Origin of the sequence: Nocardiopsis sp. MT53 (assembly GCF_019598965.1) — a bacterium.
Classification (GTDB): Bacteria; Actinomycetota; Actinomycetes; order Streptosporangiales; family Streptosporangiaceae; genus Nocardiopsis; species Nocardiopsis changdeensis.
Genome location: NZ_CP080599.1, coordinates 6,287,978 through 6,306,312, shown reverse-complemented (window position 1 = coordinate 6,306,312; position 18,335 = coordinate 6,287,978). Strand labels below are relative to the sequence as shown.

The 18,335-nt window shown below is 71.0% G+C and carries 18 protein-coding genes and 1 pseudogene; 7 read left to right on the top strand and 12 right to left on the bottom strand.

All coding sequences use genetic code 11. The features are described from left to right. The gene (locus tag K1J57_RS28385; RefSeq protein ID WP_220561777.1) at window positions 1-207 is read right to left on the bottom strand and encodes a hypothetical protein; all 207 of its coding nucleotides are present in this window, start codon (window positions 205-207) and stop codon (window positions 1-3) included. Window positions 208-344: 137 nt separating this feature from the next. Between K1J57_RS28385 and K1J57_RS28380 the strand changes: the two genes are divergently transcribed. Together K1J57_RS28380 and K1J57_RS28375 are read left to right on the top strand one after the other, a co-directional pair. Further along, window positions 345-848 (top strand): hypothetical protein, encoded by a 504-nt coding sequence (locus K1J57_RS28380; protein ID WP_220561776.1) that lies wholly within the window; start codon window positions 345-347, stop codon window positions 846-848. A gap of 112 nt (window positions 849-960) precedes the next feature. Then, the gene (locus tag K1J57_RS28375) at window positions 961-1,296 is read left to right on the top strand and encodes a hypothetical protein (protein WP_220561775.1); all 336 of its coding nucleotides are present in this window, start codon (window positions 961-963) and stop codon (window positions 1,294-1,296) included. Between the two features lie 16 nt (window positions 1,297-1,312). Here K1J57_RS28375 and K1J57_RS28370 read toward each other — a convergent pair whose 3' ends face one another. Next, on the bottom strand, window positions 1,313-1,747 hold the full coding sequence (locus K1J57_RS28370) for a hypothetical protein (RefSeq protein ID WP_220561774.1): 435 nt from the start codon (window positions 1,745-1,747) through the stop codon (window positions 1,313-1,315). Between the two features lie 102 nt (window positions 1,748-1,849). Next, complete coding sequence (locus K1J57_RS28365) at window positions 1,850-3,544, bottom strand: hypothetical protein (protein WP_220561773.1); 1,695 nt, start codon at window positions 3,542-3,544, stop codon at window positions 1,850-1,852. Between the two features lie 112 nt (window positions 3,545-3,656). Here K1J57_RS28365 and K1J57_RS28360 point away from each other — a divergent pair, with 112 nt between their 5' ends. Further along, window positions 3,657-3,914 (top strand): hypothetical protein, encoded by a 258-nt coding sequence (locus tag K1J57_RS28360; protein WP_220561772.1) that lies wholly within the window; start codon window positions 3,657-3,659, stop codon window positions 3,912-3,914. Then, the gene (locus tag K1J57_RS28355; RefSeq protein WP_220561771.1) at window positions 3,914-4,102 is read left to right on the top strand and encodes a hypothetical protein; all 189 of its coding nucleotides are present in this window, start codon (window positions 3,914-3,916) and stop codon (window positions 4,100-4,102) included. Before K1J57_RS28360 ends, K1J57_RS28355 begins: the two co-directional genes overlap by 1 nt. Before the next feature lie 67 nt (window positions 4,103-4,169). Here K1J57_RS28355 and K1J57_RS28350 read toward each other — a convergent pair whose 3' ends face one another. The 5 genes from K1J57_RS28350 to K1J57_RS28330 form a co-directional block, all read right to left on the bottom strand. Continuing rightward, complete coding sequence (locus K1J57_RS28350) at window positions 4,170-5,900, bottom strand: competence protein CoiA family protein (protein WP_220561770.1); 1,731 nt, start codon at window positions 5,898-5,900, stop codon at window positions 4,170-4,172. Between the two features lie 246 nt (window positions 5,901-6,146). Beyond that, the gene (locus K1J57_RS28345; RefSeq protein WP_220561769.1) at window positions 6,147-6,509 is read right to left on the bottom strand and encodes a hypothetical protein; all 363 of its coding nucleotides are present in this window, start codon (window positions 6,507-6,509) and stop codon (window positions 6,147-6,149) included. A gap of 102 nt (window positions 6,510-6,611) precedes the next feature. Continuing rightward, on the bottom strand, window positions 6,612-7,082 hold the full coding sequence (locus K1J57_RS28340; protein WP_220561768.1) for a tetratricopeptide repeat protein: 471 nt from the start codon (window positions 7,080-7,082) through the stop codon (window positions 6,612-6,614). Between the two features lie 36 nt (window positions 7,083-7,118). Further along, a complete protein-coding gene (locus K1J57_RS28335) occupies window positions 7,119-8,258 on the bottom strand; it encodes a serine/threonine-protein kinase (RefSeq protein WP_220561767.1) in 1,140 nt (379 codons plus the stop codon). A 424-nt stretch (window positions 8,259-8,682) separates the two neighbouring features. Then, complete coding sequence (locus K1J57_RS28330; RefSeq protein ID WP_220561766.1) at window positions 8,683-9,699, bottom strand: YaaC family protein; 1,017 nt, start codon at window positions 9,697-9,699, stop codon at window positions 8,683-8,685. An 813-nt stretch (window positions 9,700-10,512) separates the two neighbouring features. Here K1J57_RS28330 and dnaE point away from each other — a divergent pair. Then, a complete protein-coding gene (gene dnaE / locus K1J57_RS28325; RefSeq protein WP_255646653.1) occupies window positions 10,513-13,668 on the top strand; it encodes a DNA polymerase III subunit alpha in 3,156 nt (1,051 codons plus the stop codon). Between the two features lie 166 nt (window positions 13,669-13,834). Here dnaE and K1J57_RS28320 read toward each other — a convergent pair whose 3' ends face one another. The 4 genes from K1J57_RS28320 to K1J57_RS28300 form a co-directional block, all read right to left on the bottom strand. Continuing rightward, window positions 13,835-14,533, bottom strand: a complete 699-nt coding sequence (locus tag K1J57_RS28320; protein WP_220561765.1) for a 7-carboxy-7-deazaguanine synthase QueE — start codon at window positions 14,531-14,533, stop codon at window positions 13,835-13,837. Continuing rightward, complete coding sequence (locus K1J57_RS28315; RefSeq protein ID WP_220561764.1) at window positions 14,530-14,937, bottom strand: 6-carboxytetrahydropterin synthase; 408 nt, start codon at window positions 14,935-14,937, stop codon at window positions 14,530-14,532. Before K1J57_RS28315 ends, K1J57_RS28320 begins: the two co-directional genes overlap by 4 nt. Before the next feature lie 819 nt (window positions 14,938-15,756). Next, window positions 15,757-15,957 carry a DUF397 domain-containing protein gene (locus tag K1J57_RS28305; protein WP_220561763.1) on the bottom strand — a complete coding sequence of 67 codons (201 nt, stop codon included), beginning with the start codon at window positions 15,955-15,957 and terminating at the stop codon, window positions 15,757-15,759. Then, window positions 15,954-16,808, bottom strand: a complete 855-nt coding sequence (locus K1J57_RS28300; protein WP_220561762.1) for a helix-turn-helix transcriptional regulator — start codon at window positions 16,806-16,808, stop codon at window positions 15,954-15,956. Before K1J57_RS28300 ends, K1J57_RS28305 begins: the two co-directional genes overlap by 4 nt. A gap of 314 nt (window positions 16,809-17,122) precedes the next feature. Here K1J57_RS28300 and K1J57_RS28295 point away from each other — a divergent pair. Together K1J57_RS28295 and K1J57_RS28290 are read left to right on the top strand one after the other, a co-directional pair. Further along, window positions 17,123-17,667, top strand: a pseudogene (locus tag K1J57_RS28295) (ATP-binding protein). A 135-nt stretch (window positions 17,668-17,802) separates the two neighbouring features. After that, window positions 17,803-18,324 carry a hypothetical protein gene (locus tag K1J57_RS28290; RefSeq protein ID WP_220561761.1) on the top strand — a complete coding sequence of 174 codons (522 nt, stop codon included), beginning with the start codon at window positions 17,803-17,805 and terminating at the stop codon, window positions 18,322-18,324. Window positions 18,325-18,335 lie beyond the last annotated feature (11 nt).

Genomic DNA, 18,335 nt, shown 5'->3' with positions numbered 1-18,335 from the left:
TCACACCTCCTCCATTGCACCCATCCTTAAATCCGATTGGCGAGACCACTGAGATTCTCCTACTGATATTTCATGTGGGTTGATGTTCGGGTTGGCCAGGGCCTGCTGGGACCCCATCACGGCCATGTACCAGGCGCCGAAAGCCGCGCTGAAACGCATATCGTCGCTGTTGGGGGAGTCGAAATCCAGCAGGAGAGAGTCGTCCATGGGCGCATCCCCGCAGGTGACAACGACAGCGCGGAACCCGTCCGCCCCTACTGGGGGAGAGCTAGCCTGGTGTCCGGTCGCGGCCAGAAGGCGCTCTTGGGGTGCGGGCCACAGGCCGGTCTTCTACGGTGGCGTACATGGACTCCCTGAGCACGTTGCCGACCGCCCACCCCCGGTACGCGGAGGAAGCGCGGTCAGCGCTGGCCCGCTACCTGGACCACGCCATCGCCGAACAGGGCCAGGTCGCGGCCCTGGTCGCCGGAACCACCGATGCCGAAGGCTGCCGGCGGCGGCGCGATGCGCTGGTGCAGGCCCGCCGTGTCCTGGACGCCGACGGCCCGTCGGCGGTGCCCACGATGGTGATCGCGGGGGCGGTGGGCCACTGGCAGGCGCGGTTCGATGAAGCCGACGACCGCATACTCGGAGGACAGGTCCAAATGGCGGAGCTGGGCCGGTTGCAGATCGACAAGATCACCGCGCTGTTGGCGGTCAACGCCCTGGCCGACCTGGCCCGGTCCCGCGGCATGAACCTCGGCGGGCCTGGGCTTCACCGCGCCGACGCGGTGCGGCGCGGCCTGGCCGGCGCCTGGGCGGCGGTCCGTGGCGTGTTCGAGCGCGGAGCACTCCGGCGCCCGCGCTGACCGGTGTCCGGCTGGCGGGGCCGGTCCGCGGCCGGGCCGGGCGCCGCCGATTCTCCTGTGGGTGCGGGTCGGCCGTGGAACGGAGGAGCGGCCAGCGAGGAAGGGGTTGGTGATGTCGCTGCTGATGGTGTGGCTGAACCGCACCCCTGAGCCGCCCGCGTACCCGCGCTGTTCGACGTGCCGCCATGTGGCCGATCCGCACGGGCCCGCGCCGGGCCGGATGCGTCTGCACCTGTCCCTGACCCGCGCCCACGGCGCCGAGGCGACCCCGCACGAATGGATCTGCCCGGCCTGCGGGTACACCGCGCCGCTGTCCACCGGTGACTACGCGACGGTGAGCGAGCCGCGGCGATGCCGCCGCTGGTACTGCCGCCTGGAGTGGATGGCGCCCCCCGAGGTGGAGCGCCCGGCCTGTCCGCGCTGCTACAGCCCGGCCCGCGCCCGTTGACTGCCGCGCCACCTGTTCACGGTGTCGCCTTCGGCGGGGGCACCGGGTAGAGCCCTTGCTTCTCGGGGTCGGGGGTGCGTATCCACTCGATGTCGATCTCACCGTCCACCGACTGGGGGTTGAACGCGCTCATGTAACCGGTGGAGGTGAGGACCTCGACCCCCGGCCAGACCCGGCTCTGCTCGGCCGCCAGCTCATCACACAGAAAGACGAGCGCCCCCCGGAAGGGGTTCTCCCCCGCCTCACTCCCGTCTCGGTCAGGTGCGGTGACGAGGACGACCGGACGGCCCAAGCCCAGGACCGCGGCCTCCAACCGCCACGGGCGTCCCTCTCCTTTCCGGGCGCTGGGGTCGCGCACGGCGTACAGCGCGGAGATGCAGTCCACGCGCACGTACATTTCGTCACTAAAGCCGAAGGTGGCGACAGAGGGCTGGAGCCAGTACTGGGTCATGGATCCCAGCATGCCGCTGGGCGTGGCCTGCGCGCCGGGTGATCGAAAAATCCCCCTCCCATCGTCCGGGTCGGCGCCTGCCCGCCGTGCCCGCTTCGCGCCCTACCGGCCCGGTGCGGAGACCGAGCGCAGGCGTCGTGCGCTGTCGGGGGTGGTGAGCCAGGACCGCCACGCCGCCGCGTCGGTGCCCACCCCGTCGGGGATCCCGAGCCGGGCCAGCGCCCCGGGGTATGCCGCCTCGTACACAGCGTTGGCGGCGGTGGCGTGCTCGGCCGAGCGCAGCAGCCACGGGGCGGGCAGGCGGCGGCACCACAGCAGGTCGGGGCGGTCCTCGTCCCACCAGGCGTCGATGACGCCGCGGTCGATGAGGCCGCAGATCAGGTGCATGCGGTGGCGAGCGCGCTCGCTAGGGGCACGGCCCTCCTCGCCGCGTCCGTCCAGGTTCTCGTCCTCCTTGACCAGGCCGTTCAGGTCCACGACCGGCGGCGGGGTGGTATGGGTCAGGTGCGCGGCCGCCCAAGGCAGCCCGGCCGCGCGCAGCAGGTGGGCGCGGTGGTTACCGTCCCCGGCGACCGCGTAGACGGGTCCGGCCCAGCCGGTGATCCGCTCCAGCTGCACCGGGTCGCCGCTGGTGAACAGGTCTTCGGTGAACTCGGCGACGTCTGCGGTATCAGCCAGGGCGCGCAGAACATCCAGGGGGACCTCGGGTTTGTGGTCGAGCCTTCCCCACACGGGGTGGTCGGTGGCGACGATGAGGTGGGCCGGTACCCACGCGGTCGCCTCCACCGTGGTGTCGGCGTGGTCGCGGTGGGCCGGCGGCGGTGCGGGCGGCCCCAGGGGCAGCCGGCACTGGGGGTGGGAAGCCTGGAGGGTCTCGGTGCGCTCGGCCCACCACCCCGCCAGATCCCGCACCCCGGCCAACTGGTGGCGCAGGGCGGTGCACGCGGCCAGGAACGCCGTGTGCACGGGCTCGTCTCCCTCCAGCAGGTCCTTCACCACGGTGTGGTCGATGAGCGTGCGGCCGGTGCTCTCGACCAGGGGGCGCGGGGCGTGCACGTGGGGCGGGTCCAGCACCACCCGCTGGCCGGGGCCGGCGAACTGGGCGGCGGCCCGGGCGGCCGCGGCGGGGGTGGGGGCGAAACCGTGTGCTGTCCCCACCTGGCGGGAGGTGCCGTCCTCGGGGAGGGGGCTGCGCAGCCGGAACCGGCCGTCGGACCGGTACCCGACCTTCCACACCGGTGCCCCCGTCGGGGGTGCCGGCGCCGCGGTGGCCTCCACCGCGGCGTCGACGCGCTCAGCGCGCAGCACCAGCAAAGCGTGGGCGATCTCGGCCGAGGTCGCCCCCATGTTCAGGCGGCGGCGGATGCGCTGGTCACGGGCGGCGTCGGTGAGCACTTCGACCAGGCCCCGAGTGGTGTGCAGGGCCCTGTCCAGGTCGCGCACCAGGCCGGGGGTGTTCACCCCCCAGTGGGCGGACGCCGCGGTGCCGCGCAGCTGCTCCAGGGTGCGGGCGGCGGTGTCCAGTTCGGCGCGGGCCGCGTCCAGGTCCGGATGCGGTCCCGTGGCGCGCTCAGCGGGCGGGACGGTGTGGTCGGGGGCGGTGACCAGCTCCTGGGCCAGTAGCCACCGCTGGGTGGGGGGCACCCGCGGGGCCAGTGCCGAGACGATGTCGGCGGCGGCCGCGGCCGCGAAGCGGCGCGGGTGCGCCAGGCGGCGCACCGCCTGGGTGGGGGTCCGGCACAGGTGTTGTTCGCCCACCCGGCAGGTGGGGCACACGACGGCGAGGGGGTAGATCATGGCCTCCAGCGTAGGGAGGGCGGCCCGGCCTCGGGGGCACTTCACCGGGGCCGACCGCTCCACGTCGCGGTTTCCTGTGTGGAGCACGGGTTCCCGAGGCAGAATGAGCGGTATGACCACCACACGCCAGCCCCCCGTCACGCTCGTCGGCGTGCAACGGGGTGGTGCTGACAAGACCTCCGCGACCGTGGACCTGGGCGCGTTCCTCCCCGCGGCGGACGATCCCGACCAGCCGCGCCCCACCCTGGTCGACGACGGCCATGTGGTAGGTGGGCGCTACGGCTCGGTGGTGCCGGGGATGGCCGACGATTACGACAGGGTGGTGCTCGACCCGCCGCCGCTGTTCGGCCCTTCGCGGGGCGACGACTGATGCGCCGGCGGTGGCGGGTGCAGACCTGCGCCGACATCGGGATGGGCTCGGTGCTCGTGGCGGGTCTGGCGCTCATGGGCGCTCCGTGGGAGTCCGTGGCGCTCCTGGCGGCGGGTGTGAGCGCGCTCGTGGTGCGCCGGGCCCGGCGCTCACGGGCCAGGGCCGACCGCCCGGTGGCAGTCCGGTAGCGGTCGTGGGAGCGTGGCGGGGCCCGGAACCCGGCGATGGGGTTCTGGGCCCTCGTTCGTGAGCCGGTCAGCTGGTGGGCTGCTCGCGCTCGGGCGGGGCCTGCTCCGGCTGGGGCTGGCGTATCTGCTCCAGCAGCTTGCGGCTGCGCTCGTCCATGCGGGCGGTGGCCAGCAGGCCGCCCTCGGCCTTGGCCTGTGGCGTCGGCTCGCGTCGCTGCCGGGTGTCCCGTTGGGCGCGGCCGCGTTTTCGCTGCGGCTTCTTGTCGTTCTGGCGTGGCCGTGCGGGAGCGGGCGTGGGCGGCGGAGCAGGGGCGGATGGCAGGGCGGGGGAGGGCGGCGGGGCGGGGGTGGGGACGGGCCGGTCGAACAACCCCTGGGGGGAGCGCAGCAACTGCGCCTCGATCTGCTCCCGCAATCCCGCAGGCAGGTCCGCCTGCTCCGTCAGGGACCGCTCCAGCTGGGCGCGCGTGTGGGCGTAGGTGTCGGGCATCCGGCGTTCCTGGGCCCAGCGCAGGGTGTCCAGCGCTTCCCGCAAGTGGGCGTGCCGGCGTACGTCGTGCCGTGCGGGCTGGGTCTGCCGGTCGCCCCTGGCCTGGCCGCGCCGGCGTGAGCGCCGCTCGGGGGCCGGTGTCCACGGCTCGGATCGGCGGAACCGGTCCTTGGGAAAGTGGCGCAGCTGCTGCTTGATCCGGTCCACCAGATCTGTGGGGGTGTCGGGGCGGTTGAGCAGTTCCACCAGGGCGGCGCGGTTGTCCTCATAGGCGCGGCTGTGCCCCTTGGCCTCGGCCCACTCCAGCTTGCCGATGTGGCGCTCCACGTCCTCGCGTAGGGGGTCCCGGGCCTGGAGGGAGGGCCGGTAGGGCTCCACGGTGGGCACACGGCGCGGCACCTCGATGACCTTGGCGCGCCGGGGCTGGGCCTGGGCGGCCTCGCGCAGCAGAGCGCGGGCCTCGGTGACCAGGTGCGGGGGCAGGCTGTGCACGCCCTGCTGGGTGAGCCGCCTGCGGAGCACCTCGGCCAGGGTGCGCACGTTCGCCGCATCGCCCTGGGCCAGTGCCTGGCGCAGGGAGGCCGCCGCCTGTTCCACGGGGTCGGGCGCTGAGGCGGTCTCGGCTACCGCCGCCTGGCGCGGGGCGGGGTTCGAGGGAGCGGGGGTGGCGGGCCGGGAGCGCGTGAGGTGGTCGCCGTGCAGGACGCACTCGGCCAGCGGTACCCACTCGACCTCGCCGGTGCCGTCACGGAATCCGACCTGGAGGGCCCTGTCGTGGTCGGTATCGTCTTCCAACCGGAACAACCGGTGGGGGACACTGTTGCCGACCAAGGCGCGCGTGACGGCTTCGTTCGCGCGCACCAGCCACACGTAGTCGCGCGCCTGGGGCGATTTCGCCAGACGCAGCAGCTCGGGGTCCGGGTCGTGGGTGAACACCAGGCGCAGCGGTTTGCCGCCGGTGGGCATGATCAGCTCGGTGCAGCCGCGCCCCTCCTCCAGGCCCTTGAACTCGGGCGGGGCCTGGACCGTCGCGTCCGTGCCCGGGTGCTCGCGCATCCAAGCGCGCAGGTGGCGGCGGGCGTAGAGGTGGTCGGCGCTCTGTCCGCCCCGGATGTGTTCGCGTCCCTGGGCCATGCGCGCGCACAGGTTGGAGTCGGCGCGATGGGCGAAGTGGGGGATCTTGTCCTCGGGGACCTTCAGGATCAGGCGTCCTCCGCACCCGCCCAGCAGCAGACCGCACCAGTGCGTCTCATCGCGCTCTTTGGCCTGGTCCCGGAACTCTTTGGCCTCGTCGGGGTCGGTGGGCATGTAGGAGGGTTCGTCTGACCCTTTGTGACCGGTCACGGCTGTGCGGACTCGGCGGCGATCCTCGGTGGGCATGTGCGCACAGATAACACAGCGTGCTCAGCCGTGTGGGACTTTCCGGGCAACTGGCCGAATACGGCCACTCTCCGCTCACGCCGGGGCGTTTGCGCTCAGGCCGGCCAGGCGCCGACAGCGGCCGTCGGCTCCGGCGTCGCCGGGGTCCTTCCCGTGTGCCTGCGGACCGGGGGCTCACACGTCGGCCCTGGTCCGCACACTGGATCCGGTCAGTGCGCAGTCGCCGCGGTGGACCGGCCACGTGGTGTGGTCGTCGGGACCGACTCCCGCCCAGCGCAGCACGGCGGCCGCGTTCGGCCCCCGTTCGGGCACCGGCCCTCCGCAGTGGTCGCCGCACTCGCGGGCCAGGTCCCGACAGGCCTCCAGCACGAACCGGTGCAGGATCTCCCGGTCGGCGTCATCGAAGCGCGTGGCGCCGGCGCGCAGGCGGCTCCGGATGTGGTGCTCGCGCAGCAGGAGCGCGTGCTCGGCCTCCTGGACCTGGACGTGGCGGCGGTGGGCGCGTTGGGCATCGCGCGCGGCTTTGGCCACCAGCACGCCGCGATGTATCAGTCGGGAGCCTGCTGGTCGGGGCGGCGTCGCCACCGGCGGACCTCGGCGTGGGTCAGAGGTGCGGTGCGTCCGGCCGAGAGACGGACATCAGCGACCGCCCGCCGCCTTGCGATACCAGGACTCCGCTTCCCCTTCCTTGCCCTGTAGCTCCAGCAGGGCCCCGAGGTTGTTCATGGCGCCGGTGTGTCCGCCCTCGGCAGCACGCCGGAACCAGGGCTGCGCCTTCTTCGCCTTACGCTGGTTCTTCAGCAGGGCCCCGAGGTTGTTCATGGCGTCGATGTGTCCGCCCTCGGCGGCCTTGCGGTACCAGAACTCCGCCTCCTCAAACTCGCCCCGCTGCTTCAGCAGGGCCCCGAGGTTGCTCATGGCCAGGGTCCGTCCGCCTTCGGCGGCCTTGCGGTACCAGGACTCCGCCTTCCCCGCCTCACCCCGGTCGGCCAGCAGGGCCCCGAGGTTGTTCATGGCCAAGATCTGTCCGCCTTCGGCGGCCTTGCGGTACCAGGACTCCGCTTCTTCGACCTCACCTCGGTCCCGCAGCAGGTCCCCGAGGTTGTTCATTGCCAAGATCTGTCCGCCTTCGGCGGCCTTGCGGTACTAGGACTCTGCCTCCTCGACCTCCCCTCGGTCGGCCAGCCGGGCCCCGAGATTGTTCATGGCGCCGGTGTGTCCGCCCTCGGCGGCACGTCGGAACCAAGTCTCGGCTTCCGCAGTCTTACTCCGCTCCCTCAGCCTGATCCCAAGATTGTTCATGGCGCCGGTGTGGCCGCTTTCGGCCGCCTTGCGGAACCAGGACTCCGCCTCCTCCACCTCACCCCGATGGTCCAGCAGGACGCCGAGTTTGATTTGGGCGTCGGTGTTGCCGCCCTTGGCGGCGCGGCGCAGGCGTGCTTCTTCCTCGTCCTCGGGTTCGGTGCGAAGCAGCCTGGTCTTGGCGAGGGGCGGTGGTGCGGCTTGTCCGGTCAGGAGCATGTCCCAGACCTGGCGTGCGGTGGGCCGCCGGGCGGGGTCCTTGTCCGTGCAGGCCAGCACGATGCCCAGCAGCGGGTCGGCCAGGTCCCCGGTCTGGGGCGGGTGGTTCAGCACACGGTTGATGCGCGCGGCCTGGGTGGGGCCGGGGAACGCCGCGGCGCCGGTGGCGGCGTAGACCATCACCACACCCCAGGCGAACACGTCGGCCGATGGTCCCACGGACGTGCCCTCGAGCTGCTCGGGCGCCATGTACCCCAACGTGCCGACCGGGGTGGCCGAGACGGTGTCGGCCTCCAGAGCGCGGGCGATCCCGAAGTCGATCACCCGCGGCCCGTCGGCGGCCAGCAGGATGTTCGCGGGCTTGAGGTCGCGGTGCACCACCCCGGCGGCGTGGATCGCCGCCAGCGCGGTGATGGTCTGCACCGCCAGCCGGTGCAGGTTCCCGCCGGTGCGCGGCCCTTCCTGGTGGATCGCTTGGGCCAGGGTCGGGCCGTCGATGTACTCGGTGGCGATCCACGGCCGTTCGGCGTCGGGGTCGGCGTCCAGGATCTCGGCCAGGCAGAACCCCTGCACCCGGCGGGCGTTGACCAGTTCCCGGGAGAAGTAGCGGCGCACCTGAGGATCGGCGGCCAGGTGCGGGTGCAGCAGCTTGACCGCCGCCCGCCGCCCGTCGGCGTCCCGGCCCAGGTACACCAACCCGAACCCGCCCGACCCCAGCTTCCGTATCAGGCGGAATCCGCCGATCTGCTGTCCCGTTTCGGTCATCGCTACCTCTGTCCGTCTGTTGTACGCCCCGAACCGGGCCGGGCCCGGCTTCCCAGGATTCCCCGCCGGGGGCAGCGAGAGGTCGCGGACAGGTCACAAAGCCCAGCTCGTGCGGGGACCGGGACTTGTCTATAGGCAGGGTCAGCCTGTGGGCTTGCGCTCGGTGCCGGGCTTGTCCGCCTCCGCCTTCGGCTCGGGGCCGGGCGGATCGAACTCATGGTTTCCGAAGCCAGGGCTGGTCTTGGATCTGTATACGGAGGTCTCCTTCCCCTGGGGGCGGCGGGCAGGCCCCGGTGGTCGTGAGGGCCACGGTCGGAAGCGCCCCTGCCACCGAGTTCTGTAATCATCCTCGTGACGGGCCGCTCGAACCTATGGGTGACGCGGTTCCGGTAGCTGGGAACGCCGCCAGTTGCCGAGGTGGGACTCAAGCTTGGACGTCGTCGATAGCCTCCAGAATTAGCTCGGGTAGGACGCCCAGGGACACGCGCAGCAGCTCTTCGATCGGAACCGCGTACGGGCTGGCGTCCACGTCGATGTGGCGGGCCCACTCCACGGGGTGGTAGCGGGCCAGCATCGAAAGCGTGTGCAGGATCGCCCACCAGGCCATGAGCGGGTGCATTCCACGATCGGCTCCTGGTGGTGCGGGGAACAGGTACCGGCCTCCCTGGTAGAGACGGCTTTTCCCGTGCAGGAGGGCGATCCGTTCGGTGTACTTCCTGCCGAGGTCCGCATTCCATCTCAGGTAGACCTCGCCAGAGCCGTCCACATGTGGTTCGTATGCGGGGTCGGCGTCTGGTCCGGGGCCGGTCTTGGCGAAGTCGTAGCCTGCGGCGTCAGGAAACACCGCGAGGTAGTCGTGAAGCGTCTGGTGGTCGGTGGTGGTGATCACCCATGGCGGGAGCGGCCAGGCCGGTACCTGCACCACATCCTGCTCCTGCTCCGGGACGTCGCGGATCTCGATCTGCAGGGGAGTGCGCCGGTCTGTGCTCGGCTCACCGAACAGCCACTCTCCGGTCTCGGGTATGCAGTCCCACAGCTTTTCCAGGGGCACCGCTGTGTCGCCCCACACCGGGGAGCCCAGGATCTTGGACAACCGTGTGAAGCTGCCCCGGTTTTCAGGGCCATCCGTGCGGATCTGTACGTCGGGCAGGGGATCGCGCAAGGTGTCGTTCCGGGGGCTGATGCCGTGTCCGACGAGTTCCCATTTGTCCTGCGCATTGCTGGCGGCGGCTGCGATGGCACGTCCGGCCTGGCTGAGCCCGTAGAACACGGTGATCGGGCGAGTTGCGGGAGCGGCGTCGGCGGCCTGGCGGAACAGCTGTTCGGCTTGTTCCAGGCCGAATTGGTAGGTGACCTTGCGCGGCTTCGGCTTGGCGGTGGGGGCCGGGGGGTTGGCGCGTGTAGCCCGGAGTCGGGCCCAGGCGCTGTCGTTGAAGTGCACGGCCTCAGGCTAAGGCGCGGCTATGCCTCTGCGGGATTCATACCCATCAGGCTCGGGCACGCCCACCGTAAACGCCCGGTCCTGGGGAGGCGGACAGCCCGGAGGATGTGTCTGCGAACCTGTCCCGCCGGTGCACGGGGGCCCGCCGCGCTCCAGGGCCGGGGCCGCGGCGGGCCTGGCTGCTACTTGACCTCGTCGATCAGCTCGGCGGAGGACATCGGGTAAAACTGGGCGTCGTCGTTGTCGTCGCCCCAGCGCGGCGCTACCAGGTGGCCCTAGACCGCCAGGAGCCGAGGGCCCATTCGCCTCGCTAACACAGACCCTCGTCCCCTGGCCACCGATCTCCCTACTGAAGGTCTACTCCCCCAGCCTCGGAAGAGCCACACTGCTCGGTCGCCGTCCGGGGCGGGTTCGTACACGGCCCGCGGGGACACCTGCCCGGGAACGCTCAGCAGCGCCCCCAGCTCCTCCACGGGAACCTTGTAGATCTCCCACCGCTCGCACACGCCCTACACCACCACCCCGTCCCAGCAAGGCGGACCGCCCACGAGGCGCACGACCACCGGGTCCGACTCGTCTCCTGATCCCATGGGTCGATGATGTGGCCGCCCCCACCCGAACGTTCTCAGGACACGCCCGGCCGCGCCGCATCGCCCGCACCACAGGCGATCCCGCACCCCGCCCTGCCCCTGCCCCGCTTCATCGGGGCAGGTCAGAGGCCGCGGCAGGAGTAAGCTTGCGCTACATTCTTCGAACGCAAGTTCGAAAGCGGTGTCCTTCCCCTGCCGCTCACGGAAGAGGAGGGGAGCAGGAGTGCTCGGCAGCCGACCGTTCGCGCATCTGCGGGTCGCCTCGCACTACTCGATGCGCCACGGCACCGCCGCCCCCGCCGCACTGGTCGAGCAGGCCGCCCACCAGGGCCAACCCATGGCGGCCCTGACCGACCGCGACGGGGTGTACGGGGCCGCCGAACACATTGACACCTGCCGCCGCACGGGCGTGCGCCCGGTGCTGGGAGTCGACCTCGCCCTCGCCTCACCCGACGGGGGACGCGTCGTCCTGCTAGCCCGCGGCGCCACCGGATGGGCGTCGGTGTGCCACCTGGTCACCACCGCCCACCACGACGGCGCCGGCCCGGCCATCACCCGCGACCAGGTGGCCGAGCACGCCCACGGGCTGGTCGTGCTCCTGGGGACCGATTCCGATGTGGGCCTGGCCCTGGCCCAGCGGCGCGGCTCCCACGCCCGCGACCTGCTCACCGCCTGGCGGGCCACCGGCGCCGAGATCGTCCTGGCCCCGCATCAGCACGGGGCGGACGGGCAGCTGCACACCGCCCGGTCCCTGGTGCGGATGGCCGACGACGAACGCCTCCTGGCCGTCCTGACGAACACGGTCCGCTACCCTGACCCGGGCGACGCCTCCGTGGCCCAGGCCCTGGACCGCATCCGCCTCTACAGCCCCGGCGGCCACACCCCCGGCCCGCCCACCACCAGCGCCCACCTGGCCGACGCCGCCCACATGGAGGCGGTGGCCGCAGGGGTGTGCGCAGGCGACACCACCCGCGCCCGCCGCCTCATCGCGCACACCCTGGCCCTGGCCGCCTCCTGCGCCCTGGACCCCGTCGCGGACCTGGGCGCGGGACGCATTCACCTTCCCGACCGCCCCGACGCACCCGCCGAACTGCGCTCGCGCCTGGACGCCGGCGCCGCCCGCCTGGGCCTGGACCGCTCCCGGGCCGTCCGCGACCGGGTGGAACAGGAGCTGGCGACCGTCACCCGGATGGGGTTGGAGTCCTACCTGCTCACGATCGCCGACGCGGCCGACGCCATCCGCGCCAAGAACATCCGCTGCTCCGCGCGGGGGTCGGCGGTGGGCAGCATGATCGTGCACCAGCTCGGCATCTCAGCGATCGACCCGCTGGAGCACGGGCTGCTGTTCGAACGGTTCTGCGGCCCCGACCGGCCCATGCCCGACGTCGACCTGGACGTGGAGTCGGCGCGGCGCCTGGAGGCGTACGACGCGGTGATCGCCGCCCACCCCGGCTCCAGCGCCGCGGTGGCGATGATCGACACCTACCGAGCCCGGTCGGCGATCCGCGACGCGGGGCTGGCGCTGTCCCTGCCCACGGTCGAGGTCGAGCGCATTGCCGCCCTGATGCCCCGGGTGCGGGCCTCGCGCATCTGCGACACCATCCGCGAGCTGCCCGAACTACGGGCCATGGACGGCTGGAACACACCGCGCATGCGGGAATTGGTGGATCTGGCGCAACGCCTGTCCGATCTACCACGCCACGTGGCGATGCACCCCTGCGGGCTCGTGCTGAGCGACCACTCCCTGCCCGACCGGCTGCCCACCCGCCCCTCCGGGAGCGGCCACGCCATGGTGATGGCCGACAAGGACGCCGTGGAGTCCTGGACCTGGGGGCTGCTCAAGCTGGACGTGCTCGGGGTGAGGATGCAGTCGACGCTGGCCCATGCCCTCGGCGAGGTGGAGCGCACCACCGGCAAGGCCCTGGACCTGGACGCGATTCCGGACGGCGATCCCGCGACCGCCCACATGATCGCCGCCAGCCGCACCATCGGCTGCTTCCAGACCGAGTCCCCAGGGCAGCGCGAGCTCGTCTCCCGGCTGCGGCCCGCCACCGTCGCCGACCTGACCATCGACATCAGCCTGTTCCGCCCCGGCCCGGTCGGCTCCGACCTCGTCACCGACTACCTCACCGCCCGCACCACCGGCCGCCCGGCCCCCACCGCCCACCCTCTGCTGGAGCCGATCCTGGCCGAGACCGGCGGAGTGATGATCTGGCACGAGCAGATGCTCCGCATCCTCGACGCCATGACCGGATGCGGCCTGCACCAGGCCGAATCCTGGCGCCGGGCCCTGAAAACCCCAGAGGGGCTGCGTGAGGTCGCCTCCGAATTCCACACCGCCGCCACCGCGCAAGGCCACACCCCCGCCACCATCGACGCCGTCTGGGAGCGGCTTGCCGCGTTCGCCGCATTCGGGTTCACCAAAGCCCACGGGGTGGCGTTCGCCCAGGTGGCCTACCAGTCCGCGTGGATGAAACGCCACCACCCTGCCGCGTTCGCCGCCGGGCTGTTCACCCACAACCCGGGGATGTATCCGCGGCGCACCCTCTTGGCGGAGATGCGCCGGTTCGGTGTCCGCGTCCTACCGATGGACATCCACGCCTCCAAGCGCACCTGGCGGGTCGAACAGGTGGATGAGGACCACTGGGGGGTGCGGCCAGCGCTTTCCGACATCGGCTCGCTCACCCCCGCCGAAACCGACCGCATCCTCGGCTCGCGCCCGTTCACGGGCCTGCGCGACCTCATCGTCCGCGCCCACCCCTCCACCCCCGCCTTGGACGACCTCATCCTCGTCGGAGCCCTGGACCACCTCACCGGCGCCGACCAGGACGACGGCCCCGACCGCCGCGACCTGTTACTGCACGCCCACAGCCTGGCCCGCGCCCACCCCCGGTCCGCGGCCGGGGCCGGGCAGCTCGCGCTGGCGACCACCCCGGACCAGGTGCCCGCTGGCCAAGGCACACCGATGACGCACACCGAGCGCCTAGAGGAGGAGGCCCGGATCCTGGGCTATGAGATCTCCGGCCACCTCATGGACCGCCATGCCGACCGGCTGGCCGACCTCGCGGCCCGGCCCCGCCCGCCGCTGGTGGCCGCCGCAGACCTGCACCGGGTTCCCACCGGCACCACCGTCGCCGTGGCCGGTCTCACGATCGCGCTCCAGACCCCGCCGATGCGCTCAGGCAGGCGGGTGATCTTCGCGAGTATCGAGGACCGCACCGGCGTCGTGGAGGCCGCCATGTTCGCCGACGCTCAGGAGCACTCGGCAGGTGTGTTCCGGACCGAGCCCGTCGTGGTGGTGACCGGCCGCGTCCGCCGCTCGGCCCCCGGAGCCCTGCCCACCCTCACCATCACCACGGTGCGAGCTCTCCGACCATGACCTCCACTCGCTTCCTGCTGATTGGTACGAAGAAGTGGGATAGGCCTTACCGAGGCAGACGCAGTATTCGCAGGCTGCGGCGAAGGGGTGGGCGGTGTTGTCGGGGGGCCGTGGCCTCAGTCGGCCTGGATGGACCGGATCGAGTTCCCCGCGAATTCCCGCTTGATCACGGTGACCGGGGGGCGGTTCTCGTCGTCGCCGGCGCCAGGACACGGGTGGTGCGCACCAGATCGTCGGCGGTGGCGCCCTCGGGCATGACGTAGACGGGGCTCAGAGCGAACCGGCTGACGAGCTCGTCGACCTCCTCCAGCTCGTCCGGGGTTCGGGCCACCACCTTGAACACGGCCCGCCCGCTGGCCGAGAAGGTGTTGAGGACGGCGGGAACGATGCGCTTGGCCGCGTCGACACCGGAGGTGGCGAGCTTCGGGGAGACGTTGAAGACCACGCCGTCGACCAGGAGTTCGTTCTGGGGTGCGATCGTGCCGTTGGTCTCGACCTCCACGCGCTTTCCCGCCGCCAGCAGCCGGCGGACGAGCGGGATGAGTGCGCGCTGCTGGAGGAGCGGTTCTCCGCCCGTGACGACCACCAGGCCCACGTCGGTCCTGCACGCCCAGTCCGCCAGTTCGCCCACGTCGCGGCGGTGTGCCTCACGAGTGGGGTCGTAGACGGTCCAGTCCCAGGTGTACTTGGTGTCGCACCAGGAGCAGGTCAGGTTGCAGCGCGACAGTCGGATGAACAGTGCCGGGACACCCAGGCTCGGCCCCTCCCCTTGGAAGGTCGGTTCGACGTCGCCGAAGCATTCCGCGACGATCAACGACGTCCCGTGGCCGGACACGTGCCGGGTTGCGTTGCCGGCGGGGGTCATGTTCCCTCCACGTCGAATCGTGCCCAGCTGCGTGCGGTCTCGCTGACCTTCACCGCTTGGAGGCGTCCGGGGATGTGGGGTTCGACGTGGGTGATGAACCATTCGGCCAGGTACCGGGCCAGTAGTTCGGACGTCGGCTCGACGGGGAGCACCTCGTGCAGGTTGCGGTGGTCGAGCTCCTCGTCGAGGTACTCCTTGAACGGTGCCAGGTCCGCGAAGTCGGTGATGAAGCCCGGCGGGGCCAGGCGGTCGGCGGTGAGGATGACTTCGACCTCGTAGCTGTGGCCGTGCTGCCGTGAGCACTTGTGCTCGGTGGGGAGGCCGGGGAGGCGGTGTCCGGCCTCGAAGGTGAACCGTCTGCCTATCGTGAGGGTGCCCTGCGGGCGGGGCTCGGGGGCGTTCAATTGCCTCTCCTCGCTTCACTGCTGAGAGAGCCGAGCGCTGACGGAACCGGCGGTTCGCGACAGCGAGCGTGGGGACTGCTCCTCACTCTGGCCCGGCCGAAGCCGCGTGGGATCCCCCGCGGGGGTACCCACCACGGGGGCAACGAGCTCGTACGTTTTCGGAAGCGAGCCCTCTCATGTCCGATGCCCCTTACGTTCCGCGCATGTTCCCTGTCTCCGTCAAGGGGGTGATGATCCGTGACGACCGGATACTGCTGCTGCGCAACGAGTGAGAGCCGCCCGGCGGCAAGATCGAGATCGGCGAGATTCCTGAGAAGTGCCCGCCCCGGGAGACCGGGGAGGAGGTTGGGAACCGAACCCACCGGTGTGAGGGCGGAGCCGACCCAGTCGCGGCCGGGATCAGGAGAGGCTCCTTGCCCCAGCTGGTGGTTATCGAGGCGGTCACCTCCGCCGAAGCATTGTCAGCGACGGGGGGTTTCACCGGCGCGCACGCCCTGTACGACGAGGCGCTTTCGCTCGCCGCCCGGCACGGGCTGCCGTACCAGGCGCAGTGCCGGGCGAGAAGTACCCGGGTGCAGAGGTTCGAGGAACTCCACACCGATCCTCGGTCAGGATTGGAGAGCCTACGCCGCTGGGGGTGTTCGCAGGTCGGCTCGCCGGCACCACCGGTCATTGAGCCCGAGTCTCGGAGTACATCGAGGCCTATGCCGCTCCAGGAACGAAGAATCGTGGGTCACGTGATGAACACGGCGGTTCCCAGAGGGGAACCTGGTCCTTGCCGGGCGTCAGCGGCGTTGTGCGGGATTGGGGAGGCGAGGGTCAGCCGCGGACGGAGTGGAGGAAGGCGGTCCACTCGGGGGAGGGGAAGGGCAGGTGTCCGTTGGTGGGGTGCTTGGAGTCGCGAACGGCGGCTCCGCAGAGCAGGTCGGCGACCTCAACGCAGTTGCCGCCGGTATCGCCGCTATAGCTGCTCTTACGCCAGACCAGGCGGAGTTCGGATTCGAGCGGGACCTGAGTCATGAGTACTCCTCCATGATCTCCTGGAGCCGAAGGCGGGACTGCGCGGGCTTGAGAGCCGCGAGGCGCAGATGCTCAAACGCTATCTGGTGCTCCTTGATCTCCATCGGCTGCTCCAAGTAGATCGACCCCGTGCGGTGCTCGATGTAGATGACTCCGGAGTCGATGGTGGCCGGGAAGCCCAGGATCGAGAAGCTGCCCATCATGCCCGGGTGGGCCCCGCTCCGCTGAGGCAGCACTTGGAGGGTCACCTTGGGCCGCTGGGACATCTCCAGCAGGTGGGCCAACTGCTCGCGCATCACCTCGGCGCCGCCCACGTTCCGCTGTAGCGCGGCCTCGTCGAGGACCGCCCACAGCCGTATCGGCTCATCGCCTTCAAGGATCTTCTGGCGGGACATGCGTATGTCCACGCGGCGGCGGATCTCTTCCTCTCCTAGTTCCGCGGTGCCGTTCTCCATCAGTGCCGTTGCGTAGGCGTGCGTCTGGAGCAGTCCGGGAAGGAGCTGAGTCTCCCAGGCGTAGATCTCCGAGGCTCCCTGCTCAAGGCCGAGGTAGAGGGAGAACCACTTGGGGACGGTCTCGCTGTGGTGCTCCCACCAGCCCTTCTTCTTGGCGTTGCGGGCGGCTTGCAGGTAATGCTCCCGGTGGTCCTGCGGGACCCGGTAGAGGTCGAAGAGGATTTCTTCGAGGTCGCGTGTGCGGGGTGGGACGACCGCGGTCTCGATGTAGTGGAGCTTGCCGGTGGTACAGCGCAGGGCGGTGGAGACTTCCTTGCGGCTGAGCCCGGCCTCCTCGCGGAGGCGCTTCAGTTCGTGGGCGAGCCAGCGTCGCCAGACTGTCGGGCTGGAGCCCATGGATGCCACCTCGTGTGTTTTCGGGGTCGGTGCGGTGAACGTTAGCGGAGTTGCGTCCGCTTGCTGGGGGAGTCGGCGGAGAACCTGGCTGGCCAGGTTCGGTGTTCCACTGGCCAACCTCCCATTGAGATCCTATATTGAAAATCAATATTGACTCTCAATGAGCTGAGAGGATCCACGCTCTGGCGCAAGCCCAGTCGCTGCGAGCTTGTGCCCTAGTGCTGCTGCACCTCCCCCTGAACTGCGATCTCATGCTGAGGAGTGTTTTTGCCATGCTCGGAATCGTCTCTTCGCCCCCGCCGATGCCGTTGCCGATGCCGACGCTGCCGGAGGGGACCCTGCCGCTGGGGCAGCTGGTGCCGGAGCGGTGCCGCCACTACTTCAACCCCAACACCCGCAGACTCCACTACAGGGTTCGCTCCTATGAGTTCGGGTCTTCGCCGCAGCTGATGCCGCTGGTGCGGGCGTTTCTGGACACCAGCGCCGCTGAACGCGACGCCGACTACCGGTACCTGTTCACCCTGCTCGGGTCGGAGCTGGCGGCCAACGCGCTCACCCACTCCCGCTCGGGGCGGCCGTTCGGGACCTTCACGCTGCGGTGCGAGCGCTGCCGCACGGGGCTGCACCTGATGTGCGCCGACCAGGGGAGCTCGGACGGGCGCACCACCCCGGACGGGGAGCGTGAACACCTGACCGCCGCCCCTACGGGCTGGATGCGAACACTGAATCGAGGCGAGGGCTGGCGCCGGTAGACGCCTTGGCGACTTCGTGGGGCGACAACGGCATCGCCGACCGCGGGCAGGTGTGGTTCTTCCTCGCCTATGACCTGACCTGCAACCCCTGGGCCACCGTGGCCTGAATCGATCCGGGTGGGAAGCGCAGCCCAAGGCCAATGACACCCACCCCCGGAACAACCGAAAACACAGGTGCCCCGACCAGTGCTCCCACACAGGGCCGGGGCGCGATCACCACCTGAAGCAACCAGGAGGAGACCGTGGAACACCCTACTATCGGCCGTCACCGGCGGCCCTGCGACAGCATGGCCGGGCGCGTGTGGGCCTTGGCCGCCGCGCTGCTGGCCACCGCCTTGGCCGCACTCTTCAGCCCCCGCCTGGACCGGCTTCCCCGTCGGGTCCCGCGCGCGTTGTCCACAGCGCCGGCCCCCAACAGCGTTTCCGGACGTGACGGGCGAGGTGGTGACCTGCTCGCCGATCCGACCGGCTTCCCCGAACAGCGTGCCTGGGAGAGCGGAGCGTCCGCCGCCTCGACCCGTTGGGAGCAGGCCTACCGAGAGCGCTTCACCCCCTTCGAGGAGGACAGGGCGGACGTCGACCCCGATTGGAGCGCCGGGGCCCTGGTGCGTCCCTACCTTGCACGAGCCACTGTTCCCCGGCCGCGTCCGGCCGAGCCGGAGGACTACCCGGCCACGCCCCCGGCGGCAGACTCCGACCCGGCGGAGGACGAGTTCGCCGAGCTGACCGACCGCATCCGCGTCTACCTGGCCCAGCGGGCCTGAACGGGGGATTC

Bases quoted from the DNA above. Each gene is read 5' to 3' on its own strand.
- K1J57_RS28385 (WP_220561777.1), bottom strand. From the start codon at position 207: ATGGACGACTCTCTCCTGCTGGATTTCGACTCCCCCAACAGCGACGAT.
- K1J57_RS28380 (WP_220561776.1), top strand. From the start codon at position 345: ATGGACTCCCTGAGCACGTTGCCGACCGCCCACCCCCGGTACGCGGAG.
- K1J57_RS28375 (WP_220561775.1), top strand. From the start codon at position 961: ATGTCGCTGCTGATGGTGTGGCTGAACCGCACCCCTGAGCCGCCCGCG.
- K1J57_RS28370 (WP_220561774.1), bottom strand. From the start codon at position 1,747: ATGACCCAGTACTGGCTCCAGCCCTCTGTCGCCACCTTCGGCTTTAGT.
- K1J57_RS28365 (WP_220561773.1), bottom strand. From the start codon at position 3,544: ATGATCTACCCCCTCGCCGTCGTGTGCCCCACCTGCCGGGTGGGCGAA.
- K1J57_RS28360 (WP_220561772.1), top strand. From the start codon at position 3,657: ATGACCACCACACGCCAGCCCCCCGTCACGCTCGTCGGCGTGCAACGG.
- K1J57_RS28355 (WP_220561771.1), top strand. From the start codon at position 3,914: ATGCGCCGGCGGTGGCGGGTGCAGACCTGCGCCGACATCGGGATGGGC.
- K1J57_RS28350 (WP_220561770.1), bottom strand. From the start codon at position 5,900: ATGCCCACCGACCCCGACGAGGCCAAAGAGTTCCGGGACCAGGCCAAA.
- K1J57_RS28340 (WP_220561768.1), bottom strand. From the start codon at position 7,082: ATGAACAACCTCGGGGACCTGCTGCGGGACCGAGGTGAGGTCGAAGAA.
- K1J57_RS28335 (WP_220561767.1), bottom strand. From the start codon at position 8,258: ATGACCGAAACGGGACAGCAGATCGGCGGATTCCGCCTGATACGGAAG.
- K1J57_RS28320 (WP_220561765.1), bottom strand. From the start codon at position 14,533: ATGACCCCCGCCGGCAACGCAACCCGGCACGTGTCCGGCCACGGGACG.
- K1J57_RS28305 (WP_220561763.1), bottom strand. From the start codon at position 15,957: ATGACTCAGGTCCCGCTCGAATCCGAACTCCGCCTGGTCTGGCGTAAG.
- K1J57_RS28300 (WP_220561762.1), bottom strand. From the start codon at position 16,808: ATGGGCTCCAGCCCGACAGTCTGGCGACGCTGGCTCGCCCACGAACTG.